The sequence below is a fragment of the uncultured Holdemanella sp. genome (assembly GCF_934754935.1).
In the GTDB taxonomy this organism is placed as follows: domain Bacteria; phylum Bacillota_I; class Bacilli_A; order Erysipelotrichales; family Erysipelotrichaceae; genus Holdemanella.
This window is the reverse complement of record NZ_CAKVJB010000026.1, coordinates 1-17318: the sequence shown is the minus strand read 5'-3', so window position 1 is coordinate 17318 and position 17318 is coordinate 1. Positions and strand designations below refer to the sequence as shown.

General features: G+C 34.6%; 18 protein-coding genes. 13 read left to right on the top strand and 5 right to left on the bottom strand.

From position 1 onward, the window contains the following. Positions 1–39: 39 nt before the first annotated feature. The gene (locus tag Q0E86_RS07855) at positions 40–1350 is read left to right on the top strand and encodes a CCA tRNA nucleotidyltransferase (RefSeq protein ID WP_295755924.1); all 1311 of its coding nucleotides are present in this window, start codon (positions 40–42) and stop codon (positions 1348–1350) included. Here the strand turns inward: Q0E86_RS07855 and Q0E86_RS07850 are convergent, their stop codons facing one another. Both Q0E86_RS07850 and Q0E86_RS07845 read right to left on the bottom strand, forming a co-directional pair. Next, complete coding sequence (locus Q0E86_RS07850; RefSeq protein ID WP_295755922.1) at positions 1351–2724, bottom strand: MATE family efflux transporter; 1374 nt, start codon at positions 2722–2724, stop codon at positions 1351–1353. Between the two features lies 1 nt (position 2725). Beyond that, complete coding sequence (locus Q0E86_RS07845) at positions 2726–3157, bottom strand: MarR family winged helix-turn-helix transcriptional regulator (protein ID WP_295755919.1); 432 nt, start codon at positions 3155–3157, stop codon at positions 2726–2728. Between the two features lie 137 nt (positions 3158–3294). On the opposite strand from Q0E86_RS07845, the gene feoB reads away from it, so the two are divergent. The 5 genes from feoB (at position 3295) to bsh (ending at position 8849) form a co-directional block, all read left to right on the top strand. Further along, entirely contained in the window at positions 3295–5631 is a 2337-nt protein-coding gene (gene feoB, locus Q0E86_RS07840; RefSeq protein ID WP_295755916.1) for a ferrous iron transport protein B, read from the top strand. Between the two features lie 71 nt (positions 5632–5702). Continuing rightward, positions 5703–6521: a Cof-type HAD-IIB family hydrolase gene (locus Q0E86_RS07835; RefSeq protein WP_295755913.1), complete on the top strand. Its 819-nt coding sequence runs from the start codon at positions 5703–5705 to the stop codon at positions 6519–6521. A 1-nt stretch (position 6522) separates the two neighbouring features. After that, positions 6523–7071 carry a chromate transporter gene (locus tag Q0E86_RS07830; RefSeq protein WP_118320112.1) on the top strand — a complete coding sequence of 183 codons (549 nt, stop codon included), beginning with the start codon at positions 6523–6525 and terminating at the stop codon, positions 7069–7071. Continuing rightward, entirely contained in the window at positions 7064–7612 is a 549-nt protein-coding gene (locus Q0E86_RS07825) for a chromate transporter (RefSeq protein WP_278738045.1), read from the top strand. Before Q0E86_RS07830 ends, Q0E86_RS07825 begins: the two co-directional genes overlap by 8 nt. Before the next feature lie 286 nt (positions 7613–7898). After that, the gene (gene bsh / locus Q0E86_RS07820; protein WP_295755910.1) at positions 7899–8849 is read left to right on the top strand and encodes a choloylglycine hydrolase; all 951 of its coding nucleotides are present in this window, start codon (positions 7899–7901) and stop codon (positions 8847–8849) included. 31 nt (positions 8850–8880) lie between these two features. Here the strand turns inward: bsh and Q0E86_RS07815 are convergent, their stop codons facing one another. Genes Q0E86_RS07815 through Q0E86_RS07805 form a run of 3 tightly spaced genes read right to left on the bottom strand, consistent with a single transcriptional unit; the run spans position 8881 to position 10690 of the window. After that, positions 8881–9786, bottom strand: a complete 906-nt coding sequence (locus Q0E86_RS07815; RefSeq protein ID WP_295755908.1) for a GNAT family N-acetyltransferase — start codon at positions 9784–9786, stop codon at positions 8881–8883. After that, on the bottom strand, positions 9783–10043 hold the full coding sequence (locus tag Q0E86_RS07810; protein WP_295755906.1) for a hypothetical protein: 261 nt from the start codon (positions 10041–10043) through the stop codon (positions 9783–9785). Before Q0E86_RS07810 ends, Q0E86_RS07815 begins: the two co-directional genes overlap by 4 nt. A gap of 47 nt (positions 10044–10090) precedes the next feature. Next, positions 10091–10690 (bottom strand): YigZ family protein, encoded by a 600-nt coding sequence (locus Q0E86_RS07805; protein WP_295755903.1) that lies wholly within the window; start codon positions 10688–10690, stop codon positions 10091–10093. Between the two features lie 314 nt (positions 10691–11004). Between Q0E86_RS07805 and Q0E86_RS07800 the strand changes: the two genes are divergently transcribed. The 7 genes from Q0E86_RS07800 (at position 11005) to Q0E86_RS07770 (ending at position 17213) form a co-directional block, all read left to right on the top strand. Then, complete coding sequence (locus Q0E86_RS07800) at positions 11005–11958, top strand: Rpn family recombination-promoting nuclease/putative transposase (protein WP_295755901.1); 954 nt, start codon at positions 11005–11007, stop codon at positions 11956–11958. 10 nt (positions 11959–11968) lie between these two features. Beyond that, entirely contained in the window at positions 11969–12256 is a 288-nt protein-coding gene (locus tag Q0E86_RS07795) for a hypothetical protein (protein WP_295755898.1), read from the top strand. A 257-nt stretch (positions 12257–12513) separates the two neighbouring features. Further along, positions 12514–13716: an iron-containing alcohol dehydrogenase gene (locus Q0E86_RS07790; protein ID WP_295755895.1), complete on the top strand. Its 1203-nt coding sequence runs from the start codon at positions 12514–12516 to the stop codon at positions 13714–13716. A 2-nt stretch (positions 13717–13718) separates the two neighbouring features. Continuing rightward, a complete protein-coding gene (locus tag Q0E86_RS07785; RefSeq protein WP_295755892.1) occupies positions 13719–15065 on the top strand; it encodes an aldehyde dehydrogenase in 1347 nt (448 codons plus the stop codon). Positions 15066–15081: 16 nt separating this feature from the next. Further along, positions 15082–15564, top strand: coding sequence for a hypothetical protein (locus Q0E86_RS07780; protein WP_295755890.1), 483 nt, complete (start codon positions 15082–15084; stop codon positions 15562–15564). A gap of 11 nt (positions 15565–15575) precedes the next feature. After that, complete coding sequence (locus Q0E86_RS07775; protein WP_295755889.1) at positions 15576–15845, top strand: ACT domain-containing protein; 270 nt, start codon at positions 15576–15578, stop codon at positions 15843–15845. A 12-nt stretch (positions 15846–15857) separates the two neighbouring features. After that, entirely contained in the window at positions 15858–17213 is a 1356-nt protein-coding gene (locus Q0E86_RS07770) for a PFL family protein (RefSeq protein WP_295755887.1), read from the top strand. The last annotated feature ends 105 nt before the right edge of the window (positions 17214–17318 follow it).

Here is a 17318-nt window from a genome sequence, read left to right as displayed (position 1 = left end):
AAGGTGCAATTCAGCACCTTTTTCTTATATAATAGAAGTATGAAATTACCTGAATATATATTAGAAATCATTCATAAAATAAATGACATTGGATATGAAGCTTATGTAGTAGGTGGTTGTGTACGAGATTATTTATTAAATCGTCCGATTCATGATTATGATATTTGTACAAGTGCTAAGCCTGAAGTAATATTAAATCTGTTTGATCGAAGTGTTGGCACAGGACTCAAACATGGAACGGTAACGGTCTTGTCGGATTCCCCGGTTGAAATCACAACCTTTCGTTTAGAGAGTGAATATAAGGATCATCGTCATCCTGACAGTGTGAAATATGTTTCTACAATTGAAGAAGATTTATCAAGACGTGATTTTACTGTGAATGCGATGGCCTATCATCCAAGTCGTGGCTTGATTGATCCATACAATGGGCAATCTGATTTAAAACGTAAAGTGATACGTTGTGTTGGAAATCCGGATCGAAGATTTAATGAAGATGCCCTAAGAATGCTTCGTGCCTATCGTTTTTGTGCAAAACTAGGCTTTTCTATGGATGAAACAGTTAAAACATCCATTGATACAAATGCATCTTTGATTCAATATGTTTCTATTGAAAGAATCGTACATGAATTAAAAGAAATCATGGAAACAAATCCACAAGTATTGGCGGATATGACACTTCTTTTAAAGCCTGTATTTAAGGAGTTAGATTTGGCATTGCACTGTAGCCAAAACTCAATCTATCACTATACCGATGTCTTGCATCATACACTAGATGCGATGGAATATTTAAAACCATATGATGAAACCTTGGCCTTTGCGCTATTATTTCATGATTTAGGTAAAGTACAAGTAAAGACAACCGACTCGAATGGAAAGGATCATTTTAAGCATCATGCGAAGGTAGGAAGTGAATTATCGAAAGAGCTTTGTCGTCGTTTTAAACTCACAAATGAACAAAGAAAGTGGATACCATTCTATGTCTTGCATCATGATGATAAATTTACTTGTGATTTAGATTGTATTTATAAATATCGCATTACATATCATTTGGATGAAGAACACTTATTGAACTTACTTCAAATTCGTTATTGCGATGCGATGGCCCATTCTGAATTGGGACAAAAATCAGCTATCGATGTAGAATTATTCTATGACTATTACATCCAAAATAGAAATCGTTGTATGAGTATATCCCAACTTGTATTGAATGGAAAAGATATCATAGAAGCTACAAATCTAAGAGGGAAACAAATTCAAGAAGCTTTGAATATGTGTTTAAAATATAGTTTTTATCATCCTGAAAAGAATAATAAGGAAGCATTATTGAATAAAATAAAAAATGAGTTATGATTATTCATAACTCATTTGTGCTAATGTCTTCTTAAAGTTTTTAATAAATAGTGTTACTGTTGTGCTTACCGCAATAAAGTCTGCGATAGGTTCGGCAACAAATACCGCAAAAATGTGATCGGATAAGATGCTTGGTAAGATAAAAATCAATGGAATTAAGACAATGATCTTTCTAAAGATAGCTAAGAATACAGAAATCTTGGCATTGCCAAACGCAATGAATGTTTGTTGGCAAGAAATCTGAAGCCCCATTAATAATACGCATGCCATATAGATACGAATAGCCCATGTTGCCATAGACATTAATTCAGGATCATTTGTGAAGATTGAAATAAATACTTGTGGGAATAACTCCACTAAAAGCCAGATGATACTTGCGTATATGAAACAACATAGTGTTTGAAGTAAGAAACCTTTTTTAACACGCTCGGCATTTTTAGCGCCAAAGTTGTAACTGATGATGGGTTGTCCACCTTGAGTTAATCCTTGTAGTGGCATCATCGCAAACTGCATAACACTCGTTAGAATGGTCATGCTTCCAATCGCAACGTCCCCACCAAATTTAGATAGTTGCATATTGAAACATAAAGAAATCAAGCTTTCTGTTGACTGCATCACAAATGGTGCGATACCTAAAGCTAAACTTGGGAATAGTAAACTTGGAACAATTTTAAAGTTTTCTTTTTTTAACTTAAGAACACTTTGTTTACCACTCAAGAAACGAATGACCCAGATTGCACTGATGGCCTGAGAAATGATAGTAGCTAGTGCAGCACCTTTTACGCCCATATTAAATCCAAAGATAAAAATTGGGTCTAAAATGATATTTAAAATAGCACCAATCAAAACGGTCATCATACTTGTTTTTGAGAAGCCTTGACAAGAAATGAAGGCATTCATACCAAGGGTCATTTGGACAAAAATCGTTCCAAAGGCATAGATACTCAAATATTGTTTGGCATATACAATTGTTTTTGAACTTGCCTGGAACAATTGTAGTAATGGAGTTTGGAAAGCTAATAAACATACAGTTAGTGTTAAAGAAATCACAATCAATGCGATAAAACAGTTTCCCATGATTTTTTCAGCCGTTGGATTATCTTGTTTACCCATATAAATACTGGCTCTTGGAGCACCGCCCATACCAACTAAACACGCAAAGGCCGATACAATCATAATAATAGGAAGACAAACACCAACTCCAGTTAGGGCAATAGCTCCTACATCTTGAATGTGACCAATATACATACGGTCAACTACGTTATAGAGTAAGTTAACTATTTGACTTAAAATGGCAGGTACTGCCAACATAAAGAGTAACTTACCAACTTTTTCATGTCCTAAATCCACTTCGGACGCTGTTGTAAATTTCATTTTAATTTGCTCCTTCTATTTTTTCATTCATTTTATTCATTGTCTCAATCATGCATTGAATATCTTTTGTAGGAATATCCTTAAATAATACTTGATTGATTTTTTCAATCTCAATAGAAATTTTTTCTAATACAGGAATCGCATTTTCGGTTAATTCAATATGGGAGATTCTTTTATCGTTTGGAATTCCTTTAACTGTGATCAATCCCTTTTGTTCTAAACTTGTTACGCTTCGAGATACTAAAGCTTTTGAAACGCCTAATACAACACGTAGCTGTGTGCTTGTCGTAATGGAATTATTGTTTTGTAGTAAAATCAATATCGAGATTTCGTTTGGTGAAAATGTATATTCTGCAAATCGATCTTTGATTTGTTTACCATAATATTCACGCAATCGATTGGATAAGCGTAAAAATTCTTCTATCGTCAACATATGCCCTCCTAATGTTTACTTGTGAACAGTTCAATTGTAAACAAGTGAATAGATTGTGTCAATAAAAATATCAAGTACTGTAATTGACTACTCGCATAAGATGATTATAATTTTAACTAATTGGGGGAGGGATATGCATGACGTTAAAAGAGCTAAAAATAGGACAGAGTGCATTGATTAAGGCCGTTGGAGGAACGGGTGCATTAAGACAACACTTTCTAGATATGGGAGTTATACCTGGTGCTGAGGTTACAGTTGTAAAGTTTGCGCCTATGGGCGATCCAATGGAACTACAGATTCATGGTTATGAATTGTCGCTTCGTTTAGATGAAGCTGAAAAAATATTAGTTGAATTAATTGATGAGAGAACAAGAAAGCATGAGAGTGCAGAAAATATAAATAACACAGTTCACCCTGGACTTGGTGAAAATGGTAAATATCATGTAAAGGCAGATGAGCATCCTTTGCCAGAAGGAACTTGTTTGACATATGCCTTGGTTGGAAATCAAAACTGTGGAAAAACCACTTTGTTTAATCAATTAACAGGATCGAATCAACATGTTGGAAACTTTCCAGGGGTAACAGTTGATCGAAAGGATGGCCCCATTAAAGGGTATCCAAATACAATGGTGACCGATTTACCGGGTATTTATTCAATGTCACCTTATACAAGTGAAGAAATTGTATCACGTAATTTTGTGTTAAACGATAAGCCTAAGGCTATTATCAATATTGTGGATGCCACTAATATTGAACGAAATCTATATTTGACAATGCAACTATTAGAAATGAATATTCCGATGGTTGTCGCATTAAATATGATGGATGAAGTGGCCAACAATCAAGGTTCGATTGATATCAATGGTATGGAAGCTATGCTTGGTGTACCGGTTATACCTATTTCTGCAGCTAAAAACCAAGGTGTTGATGAATTGATCGAACATGCGATTCATATTGCGAAATATCAGGAAAGACCGGGGCGTTTAGATTTTTGTGGAGAAGATGATTTTGGTGGAGCTGTTCACCGTTGTATTCACTCTATTTGCCACTTAATTGAAGATCATGCCAAAAAGGCGGATATTCCATTACGTTTTGCGGCTAGTAAAATTATTGAAGGCGATAATTTGATTTTTGATCGTTTGGATTTAGATGAAAACGAAAAAGAAATGATTGAACACATTGTGCTTCAAATGGAAAAAGAACGTGGACTCGATCACAGTGCGGCCATTGCCGATATGCGTTTTTCTTTTATTGAAAAGGTTTGTGAACAGACTGTAGTAAAGCCTAAGGAAAGTAAAGAGCGTGTTCGAAGTGAAAAAATTGACCGTATTTTAACCGGTAAATATACTGCAATTCCAATGTTTATTGGGATTATGTTACTTGTATTCTATCTAACATTTAATGTGATTGGAGCATGGCTTCAAGGTTTATTAGAACTTGGTATCGATTGGATCACACAAGTAGTGGATGCATGGATGACAAGTGCTCACGTAAGCTATGCCGTACACAGTTTAGTGATTGATGGTATCTTTGCGGGTGTAGGTTCTGTATTATCTTTCTTACCTATCATTGTGACACTATTCTTCTTTTTATCTATGATGGAAGATAGTGGATATATTGCGCGTGTAGCCTTCTTTATGGATAAACTATTAAGAAAAATTGGATTATCCGGAAGAAGTATTGTTCCTTTATTGATTGGATTTGGATGTACGGTACCAGCCGTTATGTCAACACGTACTTTGCCGAGTGAAAGAGATCGTAAGATGACGATTTTATTGACGCCATTTATGTCTTGTACCGCAAAACTACCAATTTATGCCTTCTTTGTGAGTGCGTTCTTTCCAAAACAAGGTGGCTTAGTTATGACAGGACTATACGTGCTGGGCATTGTCGTAGGTGTTTTAGTTGCGTTCTTATTTAAAAACACTTTATTTAAAGGGGAAGCTGTTCCGTTTGTGATGGAACTTCCAAATTATCGTTTGCCAGGATTAAAAAATGTAAGTCAATTGTTGTGGGAAAAGGCGAAGGATTTCTTACAAAAAGCTTTTACCGTTATTTTTGTGGCCACTGTACTTGTATGGTTCCTTCAGAGCTTTAACTTACAATTTGAAATGGTCAAAGATTCAAGTCAAAGTATTTTGGCAATGGTTGCCGGATGGATTGCGCCTGTATTTGCGCCATTAGGCCTTCAAGATTGGCGTATTGTGACTTCATTGATCAGTGGATTTATGGCGAAAGAAAGTGTTGTTTCTACTCTACAAGTACTATTTGTAGGTGGCGTACATAGTGCCTTAACTACACTATCTGCTGCTTCTTTACTTGTATTCTGCTTGATTTATTCACCATGTGTTGCAGCTATCGCATCTATTAAACGAGAACTCGGTGCAAGATGGGCGATTGGTGTAGTGGCATGGCAATGTGTACTTGCGTGGGTTTTAGCTTTTATTGTTCATGTGATTGGTTCTGTATTATAAGTAGCTTGAATGCTACTTTTTTTTTGGAAAAAGATGGTTTATAATTTTTCCATATCTAAGGGAGGGTATTTATGTATAAGTTAATTGCGTGTGATTTAGATGAAACTTTGATCAAACCCGATCGAACAATTGATTCTAGAGATATTGAAGCTATTAAGAAGTTGAAAGATTTAGGTGTTAAATTTGTATTGGCAACAGGAAGAGGCTATAACACTGTACAAGGTACATTAAAGGAATTGGATCTTTTTGATGAAGCCAATCAATATGTGATTTCATATAATGGTGGGGCTATCACGGAAAATAAAGACAATCGACTTTTACATTTTGAAGGTATTTCTTTTGAAAAAGCTGAAGAATTATATAAGCGTGGATTAAAGTATGATGTAGTCATTCATGTATATACTAAAGACGCGGTATATGCATATAACTTAACGGAAGATGAAAAAAGATATGTGCAGAATCGTCAGGAAATGATTGAGGTATTTGATCAGAATCTTGATTTTTTAAAGGGTCAGGAAATTGTGAAAGTATTATATACAAATACAGATTTTGAATATCTTCAAAGCATTGATCGTGATCTTAAGGATATTACGTATGATATGGATGTTTCATATTCAAGTAATCGTTATATTGAATTTAATCATCAGGGTGTAAATAAGGGGGCTGGACTTAAAAAATTAGCCGATCTATTACATATTGATATTCAGGATACGATTGCGATTGGGGATAACTATAACGATTTATCTATGATCAAAGATGCTGGTTTAGGTGTTGGAGTACAAAATGCAGCGCCTGGTATTAAACCGGATTGTGACTATGTCACAAATGCTACTTGTGAAGAAGGTGCTGTTTGTGAAGTCATTGAAAAATTTGTATTAAAAGGAGAGTAAAATGAAGAAACTCATTCAATTATATGTTTCTTGGTTTAAGATGGGTCTATTTACTTTTGGTGGTGGATATGCCATGTTGCCAATGATTCAAAAGGAAGTTATTGAAAAATATCATTGGGCTACGGAAGATGAAGTCATGGACTATTATGCGATTGGCCAATGTACACCCGGTGTTATTGCGGTCAATACATCGACTTTTATTGGATACTACCAAGCTGGTATTCCAGGAGCTATTGCGGCTACATTAGGTGTAGTAACTCCATCTATTATCATCATTAGTGTGATTGCAGGTTTGATCACAAACTTTTCAAGTTTAGCCATTGTGCAACATGCACTAAATGGAATTCGTGTAGCTGTATGTATGTTGATGATCAATGCGGTATTAAAATTAGGTAAGGGTAATATTAAAAATAAGATTGGCTTCTTGATTTTTGCGGTGGCCCTTATTTTTGCGATGTTTACCAAAGTTTCTACGGTATTACTTGTGATTGGTGCAGGTATTGCGGGTGTTGTATTTTCTAGAATAGGATGGTTAAAGAAAAATGACTAAGTTATTACTCATGTTTTTAGAATTTTTCAAAACTGGACTATTTGCGGTAGGAGGCGGTCTTGCGACCATTCCATTCTTAAGAGAGATTGGGGTTCGTTATGGCTGGTATACAATGAGTGATTTGTCTACAATGATTGCGGTAAGTGAATCTACACCAGGTCCAATGGGTGTCAATATGGCTAGCTACGTAGGCTTTAGTCAATATGGTGTATTAGGTTCGATTATTGTAACACTTGGTTTGGTTTTACCAAGTTTGATCATTATTTGTATCATTGCGAATTTCTTAGAGAAATTTAAAGAGGCAAAGTTAGTCCAACAAATTTTTGCCGGATTAAAACCAGCTGTCGTTGCCTTTATTGCCGTGGCAACCATTGATATTTTGGTGACTACTTTATTTGGTGATTATACTTTCTCTACATTTCATTGGAAACAATTTATTTGTTTATTCGTATTACTTGCATTTAGTAAGTATAAACCTAAATTACATCCAATTTGGTTTATTGTAGCTAGTGCGGTTGTAGGAATTGTATTTGCGTTTTAAGTCATAGGGAAACTTATGGCTTTTTTCTTTTACGTAAAATAAAAAGCAATGTCCGGGCTTGACATTGCTTTAGGGAGAGGAAAATTATTAAGATAAAAATGTATCTTGAGTTTACAGGGTTGAATAATTTTCCAAAGGGTTAATCATAAGATAAGGCATTTCTTATGACACTTAAAATATATAGTTTTTTGGTACTGAACGCAATGAACACATATTTTGATTTGTTCATTATAAGTGAATTCTTATCCACTTTGTGTTAAGCTACAAGCAGAAGGAGATGATTTTAATGTGTACTGCATTAAGCTTTAATCAGTTTTTTGGAAGGAATTTAGATTATGAGTTTTCATATGGAGAACAAGTAGCTGTCACACCGCGCAATTATGATTTTCATTTTAGACATTTAGATCAACATGAAAGTCATTATGCGATAGTTGGTATGGCACATGTATTTGAAGAGTATCCATTATATTACGATGCCATGAATGAGAAGGGTTTGGGAATGGCTGGATTAAACTTTGTTGGAAACGCAAAGTTTTATGAAGTAAAAGAAGGTAAGAACAATGTAGCCGCCTTTGAATTTATTCCTTGGATCTTATCGCAATGTGCTAGTGTCAAAGAGGCAAGAGTCGTATTAGAGAATACGAATGTTTGTGCAACACCATTTAATGAGCGCTTTCCAGTAGCTGAATTACACTATATGATTAGTGATGAAAATGAAAGCATTGTCGTTGAGTGTATGGAAGATGGTATGCATGTACATGAGAATCCTACGCATGTTTTGACAAACAATCCGCCATTACCTATGCAGTTGTTTCGTTTGAATGATTATATGTATTTATCAAATAAGCAGCCTGAAAATAATTTTGGCTTGGATTTAAAGGCGTATTCACGTGGATTTGGAGCTATGGGACTTCCTGGAGACTTGTCGAGTGGATCTAGATTTGTGCGTGTTGCCTATACAAGAGCGAATGCGACAAGTGATAAGAATGATTTGAGTCAATATTTCCATATTATTGGTAGTGTTGAGCAACAAAAAGGTCTTTGTGAGGTAGAACCAGGTAAGTATGAATATACAATTTATACTTCTTGTTGCGACTTAAGAAATGGAATTTACTATTACACGACATACAATAATCATCAAATTAGTGGTGTGAATATGTTTAATGAAAATTTGGATAGTGAAGCACTAATTTCGTATCCAATGATTGAAGAAGAAATGATTCATATGCAGAATTAATTTGATAAGAAGAAATTGTCTTATAAAAAGCCTACTGGAAGTGGTTCCATGTAGGCTTTTCTAATAGTTCATAAGCTGTTTTTGCGTTTCTAACATTTGTATTAGAGAATTTATCAAATAATTTATAATTGTTGAGTCTGACCATTAATTTTTTATCCATTCTTGGAAAATGTAATGGGAATAATTTATCGAATCTTTCACTTTCACTGATGAGAATGGATGTCACTTCATTGTTTATGGATATATAACTTAAAAGATCTTGAATGGCTTGTGAGTCAAAATAAATTAAGGTTTCGACATGTGCTTGCTTATCTTTTGTAGAATATATCGCAAATCCTTTTGGTTGTTTATCTTTATTTGTGATTGTGACAATGGATTTTCCTAAACTCTGATGGTATTGAATGAGTTGATCAAATTCATCTTCACTTAATAAAATGCTGCCATCAAAATACTGCATAAATTGGAAATATAATGGGTATAAATTCTCTGCTTTTTGTTTCACATGGAAAGGATTTCCGCTTCTACATAGTGGAGCTCCAATCCAATATTCTTTTGTGTTTGAAATATGCTGAAAGCTTTTGACTTCAAATAATTTGGGCATATTTGTATATGTGATGGTTAATAAATCGTTATAGGTAGCTTGTGAAATGGCGGCATCTAATAAGCTAGAAAATTGTTTTCTTTGTCTATAATCAGGTAAAGTTGCGGCCATACCAATCACAGATACACGTATTTGTCGGTCCAAAAACATCATCGTTCTTTTTGTGACTTGAAGACAAGAAGTAATCTTATCATCTTGCCAGAAGCAGAACATGTGTTGTGGATCATATTGATATTTCATCCAGGCATCAATTTCTTTTTCATCCATATTGAAGGCAGATTTAATCAACAAGTCTTTGATTTGTGTATCATAACCAACACTGTTGTGACAAATCATTGTTCATCTCCATCATCTTCATGTTCCGTATATTCTACGTCAATAGCTCCATGTTTTGGTGCTGATTTTGGTTGTTCCTCTTGATTATTTTGAGCACTGTTATAGGTATGAACATGTACATGTCTTCTTCCTGTGAATAGGGAAATGATCCAAAAGACAATGATGATTGGTAAAATAATTGGAAGTAGCCAGCTTGCTAATGTCCAAAAAATAAATATAATCACAAAAAGTGCAATAAGAGTAAGAATACTATCCATAAATGTACCTCGCTTTTCTAAAGTATATCATATTCATAGTATGCGAATTAAATTACGCATTCGGTTTCAATGTCTTGTATATATTGAATTTGTATCTTTCCGTTTGTAAGTTCCATTAAATCTTTAGAAATATCTTCTTGAACAAGAAAATGATAGACAACATCTTCTTCATATTGTTGTTCAATGACTTCAATGTTTTGCGTTCTAAAATAATGGTCAACCTTTCCTATCAAATCATAAGAAAAATGAATTTGATATTCTTGAAGGGTTGTTACAGTGGTTAGTGTTGCCACTTTTAAAGCTTCAGAAACACTAGAACTATAAGCTCTTACAAGTCCTCCGGTTCCAAGTTTGATTCCTCCAAAATAGCGAACCACAACAGCTAAAATATCTTGCATGTCATTATGCATTAAAACATCTAACATGGGATGTCCTGCTGTCTGGCTTGGTTCACCATCGTCGTTAGATCGCATAATGTTTCCTATAATCATAGCTGTACAATGATGATTGGCATTGGGATGTTCTTTTTTTATAGCTTTTAAAAACTCCTTTGCCTCTTGTTCATCTTGTGTTCTATGAAGATAGGTAATAAATTTACTTTTTTTAATTTCGATTGTATTTATACAGTCATTTTGAATTCTTGGCATAGTTGTATTGTAACAAAAAATTGTTGTAATCTACAAGTTTAGTAGAAAAGAAACCATCCTAGCTGGCGTGTAGAATGGCTTCTTTTTGTTTATTATTATTTTTAGGAGAGAGATATGAATATTGGTTTATTTCTATATTCATTGCCTTATCTTTAAGGCACTTATAGAATATCATTCCATGTTGTTATAATTTTCTTATAACTTTGGTAAATGTTGTGAAATCAGATTGGATTATGTGAAATTGTTAAAATATGCATCTTTTCTCGAAAAACCTTCAAAAAAAACGTTTAAGAATATAGAGGTGATGAAATAAAATGAACAAAATCAAAGATAAAATGATGAAGGAATTTCTAGAAAACAATGCCTATTTTGTCGATTTCTTTAATGCCTACTTCTTTGATGGTCAAAGAGTTCTAAAACCAGAGAATTGTGTAGAACTTGATTCAGAGATGAATGATGCGAATATGGATCTAGAAAAGCATGTGGATGTGATTCGTAAGTATAATGATGGAAATCTTTATAGTGCATTCATTATTGAAAATCAAAGTCGTGTAGATGCTTCAATGGTTGTAAGAGCTGCAACATATGAGTATGTAGCTTATGATCGAATGTTAAAGAAGCTTAAAAAGAATAAATCGAAAGAAAAACTACCCATGGTGCACATTCTAGTATTCTATACAGGAGAAAGACCTTGGAATGCAGCTAGTAAGCTTTCAGAACTTGTAGATGTGGATGAAAGATTTAAATCCTATTTCCATGACTACCAAATGAATCTGATTGAAATCACAGGAAATACTTCATATAATTTTAATGAAGAAGACGTGTATAATCTATTCTATATATGTCGAAGTATTTATGATCAATCTATTTATGAAGAAAAGAGTAATAGCTTTGGGCTTGTAAAGAGCAGTGTGTTAAAAGTAGTCAAGACATTGACGGATGTAGAATGGTTGGATTTAAAGGAATTAGAGGAAAAGGAGGAGATTGAGATGTGCGAGGCTGAAAAGAGATGGCTTGAGGTAAAATCAAAGGAATGGAAAGCGGAAGGAATTGAGTTAGGAATCAAACAAGGAATTGAACAAGGCATTGAACAAGGAATTGAGCAAGGCATTGAACAAGGAATTGAGCAAGGCATTGAACAAGGTAGTGAGAAAAAAGAACTTGAGATGTATCAAAAAATGATGGACAAGGGATTTGATATTAAAGTTATCGCATCCATCTTCTCAGTAAGTGAAGAGTCAATTGAAAGGCTATTGATGAAAGCTTAGGTGTATTGAGATGTGCGAGGCAGAAAAGAGATGGCTTGAGGTAAAATCAAAGGAATGGGAAGCTGAAGGAATAAGAAAAGGAATCAAGCAAGGCATTGAACAAGGAATTGAGCAAGGCATTGAACAAGGTATCGAGCAAGGCATTGAACAGGGTATTGAGCAAGGCATTGAACAAGGTGTAGAGTTAGGACAAGTTCTTTTGTACAAGACTATGATAAAGAATGGAATGAGTGTCAATGAGATTTCTAAGGTTTGTTCAATATCTGTTGAGAGTTTAAAACGAGTATTAAGTAATTGATATGAAGAGAAAAATCTATTGACCAAGGAATTGAGCGAGGCATTGCGCTAAATCAGTTTGAAGTATATCAAACCATGCTAGAAAAAGGATTCAGTGTTAAAGCTATCGCATCCATCTTCTCAGTAAGTGAAGAGTCGATTGAAAGGCTATTGATGAAAGCATAAGAGTATGGACATGTATGTGTCCATATTTTTTATAGTTGACAAAGTGAACAAATGAATATAAAGTATACAAAGTTAACTAAACGGAGGTGCTTTATGAATACATTCAAGAAAATATATTGTCGAATTTTTCAGAATTGTTTTAAACTTGTGATTCCTGTTTTACCCTATCGAACTCCAAAAATATTAAAGAGTACATCTTTAATTTCTCATGTTTGTATGGATCATCATATATCTAAAGTCATGATTATTACTGATTCTACAGTGTATCAATTAGGGATATTAGATCGTATGTGTGAACACTTGGATCATCATTCTATTGAATATGTGATTTATGATAAGACGGTCGCAAATCCAACGAGTGATAATGTAGAAGAAGCTAAAAACATATACCTATCTTCGAATTGTCAAGCTTTGATTGGCTTTGGTGGAGGATCCAGTATGGATTGTGCTAAGGCAGTTGGAGCTAGACTTGCTCGCCCTAAGAAACCACTATCAAAGATGGAAGGAATCTTAAAAATATGGAAGAAACTACCGTTACTTATTTGCGTACCTACGACAGCTGGAACCGGAAGTGAAACAACACTTGCGGCAGTCATTGTAGATTCAAAAACACGTCATAAGTATGCGATTAATGATTTTAATTTGATTCCAGATTATGCGGTTTTAGATCCTAAGCCTACATTATCTTTGCCTCCATTTATTACGGCATGTACAGGGATGGATGCCTTAACTCATGCGATTGAGGCTTATATTGGTAATTCGACCACAAAAAAGACGCGTGAATATGCGCTAAAGGCTACAAAACTTATTTTTGAAAATATATATAAGGTATATGAAAACGGAAATGATTTAGAAGCTAGAAGTAATATGTTAGATGCTGCTTACTATGCAGGGCACGCATTTACAGTGTCCTATGTTGGATATGTGCATGCGATAGCCCATTCATTAGGTGGAAAATATAATATTGCGCATGGACTAGCTAATGCGACTTTACTTGATGTTGTGTTGAGACAATATGGAGAAAGTGTGTACAAGAAATTATATGAAATGGCGTTGTATTGTGGAATCTGTAATGTGAATGATTCTTATAAAGTGGGGGCAGAGCGCTTTATTGAACAAATTTCTTTAATGAAGAAGCGTTTTGGCATTTCATCTACATTTAGTGAATTAAAAAAATCAGATATTCATGAATTGGCATTATATGCCGATCAGGAAGCCAATCCATTGTACCCGGTTCCTGTTTTGTGGGATGTAAAAGAGTTAGAAAAAGTGTATGATTTAGTAGTGGAGGATTGAGTATGGATCCAATCGTTTTAAGACAAAGAGAATTTTATAATTCTCATAAAACGCTCGATATAAATTTTAGAATAAATGCCTTAAAAACTTTAAAAAAAGCAATTTTAGCTTATGAAGATAGAATCAATGAGGCAATAAAAAAGGATGTTGGAAAATCAAATTTTGAAACGTATATGTGCGAAGTTGGGTTAGCTTTAAGTGAATTAACTTACATGGAAAAACATGTTCGTAAGTTTTCAAAAGAAAAAACAGTATATACACCATTATCACAATTTTTATCGCGCAGTTTTGAAAAGCCAAGTCCTTATGGAGTGGTATTAGTCATTAGTCCTTGGAACTATCCATTTTTATTATCCATTGATCCATTGATTGATGCGCTTGCAGCAGGGAATACAGTGGTATTAAAGCCAAGTGAATTTAGTCCACACACATCTCAAGTTATTAAGGATATGATTGAAGAATATTTTGATTCTGAATATGTAGCTTGTGTACTTGGAGATAGTGAAGTGAGTTCTAAATTACTAGATTCAAAGTTTGACTATATTTTCTATACAGGTTCAAAACGAGTAGGAAAGATCGTGATGAATAAAGCTAGCCAATATTTAACACCAGTCACTCTAGAATTGGGCGGAAAAAGTCCTTGTATCATAGATAAGGATGCCAATATTAAATTGGCGGCGCGAAGAATCGTTTTTGGAAAATATTTGAATTGTGGACAAACCTGCGTGGCACCAGACTATATATTGGTGCATGAATCGATAAAAAATCAATTTATAGAGTGCGTTATATCTGAAATCAAACGACAATATGCGAATTTAGATGATTATGGGCATATCATCAATGAAAAACACTATAAGAGAATTTTAGGGTTGATCGATATGGATAAGGTTGTCTATGGTGGAAAACACCATGATCTACAAATTGAACCAACAGTGATGGATTATGTGGAATTTTCAGATCCAATTATGCAGGAAGAAATATTTGGCCCTGTTATGCCGATATTGACATATTCGAATTTAGATGTAGTTATAGATAAAATTAATTCTATGCCTTCTCCATTAGCTTTATACATTTTCACAAATAATAAACAAGTATCAAAGAAAGTAACGAGTGAAGTTTCATTTGGTGGAGGTTGTATCAATGATGTAGTGATTCACTTAGCTACAAGTAATATGGGCTTTGGTGGTGTAGGCGAAAGTGGTATGGGTTCATATCACGGGAAGCGTGGCTTTGATACGTTTAGCCATACAAAGAGTATTGTGGATAAAAAAAGAATCATTGATTTACCTATGCGTTATCAGCCTTATACAAAATTGAATGAGAAATTGATTCGCTTTTTCTTAAGATAATCTTTATAATGGTGGTATGAGTAAAGAAAAATTTGAGTATGACATCGATTTAGGTGCCATCATGGACTATGTAGAAAACCGTTTTATGTTAGTAATAAAAGATGAGGATTGGACACAGGAGGAAATTGAAATGTTGAATAGTGGTATCGATCTTCATTTTTGTTACACAAATGATATTGCGATATTTGTGCTTGAGGGCGGAGATATTGACAATAGTGACTTTTATTTCAATGTTCAAGAATGTGATTGGAAAGATCATTTGTTTGCGAGTGACTGTTTAGATGTCGATGTTATTTTACTAAATAAGGCAAATGAAATTTGTTTTAAAAAGTCAAAAACTTTGACAAAAGAACAAAGTCAAATTATTAAGGATTGTCTAAATCAACAAAATGAGGTATCCTTTATGCCAAGTGAATATGATGTGAATGTGCAAGGAATCCAGGGTGCATATGAACCGTATGAGCTAGTGCGTTTTGAAAAATGTGCAATAAAACTATAAGGAGAATGACGATGAAGGCTGTTATTAGTGTAATTGGAAAAGACAAAGTAGGGATTTTGGCTATGATTGCCAATGAATGTGCAAACTACAATTTAAATGTATTGGATGTAACACAAACAATTGTAGATTCAATGTTTACTATGACTATGATAGTGGCAATTGATGAAATGAGTATTCCATTAAATGAATTTGCAGAAAAAATGGAGAGTTTAGGAAAAGAAAAGAACTTAGTAATTCGTTGTATGCATCAGGATATTTTCAATTCTATGCACAAGATTTAATGAGGTGTTCACATGCAGACAAATGAAATTTTAGAAACAATAAAGATGATTGACGAAGAATACTTGGATATTCGTACAATCACAATGGGTATTAGTTTACTTGATTGTATGGATCCAGATATTCATGTTTCATGTCAAAAGGTTGAAGAAAAGATTTGCCGCTTAGCTAAAGACTTAGTAAAAGTAGGAAATGACTTCAGTAAGACTTATGGTATTCCAGTTGTTAATAAGAGAATTAGTGTAACACCAATTGCGATGTTAGTGGCTTGTTCTGGTGGAAATCCGGTTGAATACGCATTAACTTTAGAGCGTTGTGCACAAAAATTAGGTGTAGATTTTATTGGTGGATATTCTGCATTAGTGCAAAAAGGATATGCGGCAGGAGATAATGAATTGATTGAATCGATTCCTGAAGCATTAGCGAAAACACAACATGTTTGTGCGAGTGTTAATGTAGGTAGTACAAAAGCCGGTATCAATATGGATGCCGTTGCACAAATGGGTCGTATTGTGAAGCGTTGCGCGGAATATACAAAGGATGATAATTGTTTGGGTGCTGCAAAATTAGTTGTATTCTGTAATGCACCTGAAGATAATCCATTTATGGCAGGAGCTTTCCATGGTGTTGGAGAAGCCGATTGTGTAATCAATGTTGGTGTATCTGGACCAGGCGTTGTGCGTGCTGTATTAAGTAAAGCCGATAAATCATTGCGTATGGATCAGATTGCAGACTTAATCAAACGTACAGCCTTTAAGATTACACGTATGGGACAATTAGTAGGAACGGTTGCCAGTGAAAAATTGGGTGTTCCTTTTGGAATCGTTGACTTGTCTTTAGCACCAACACCAGCTATTGGTGATAGTGTTGCCTACATTCTAGAAGAAATGGGATTGGAAACATGTGGTGCTTATGGAACTACTGCATGTCTTGCGATGTTGAATGATGCGGTTAAAAAAGGTGGCGTTATGGCAACAAGTAATGTTGGTGGTTTGTCTGGAGCTTTTATTCCTGTAAGTGAAGATGCAGGTATGATTCATGCAGCTAGAATAGGTGCTTTAAAATTAGAAAAATTAGAAGCGATGACTGCTGTATGTAGCGTTGGATTGGATATGATCGTAATTCCAGGAGAAACAAGTGCAAGTGTTATTTCAGGAATTATTGCGGATGAAGCGGCAATCGGTATGGTTAACACAAAAACGACGGCTGTTCGTGTCATTCCAGCAATTGGAAAAGATGTTGGGGATGAATTAGATTTTGGTGGTTTATTAGGTGCAGGTCCTGTTATGCCAATTTCTCAAATTTCTAATGATGTCATGATCAATCGTGGAGGAAGAATCCCAGCTCCTTTACAAGCATTAAAGAACTAATGAGGAAGTGTTTTCACTTCCTTTTTATTTTACGCTTTTGGCTTTAGCCAGTTGAGTACGAAGTACGAAACAACAAAACCACCTGCTATGCGGGTGGTGTCAAAA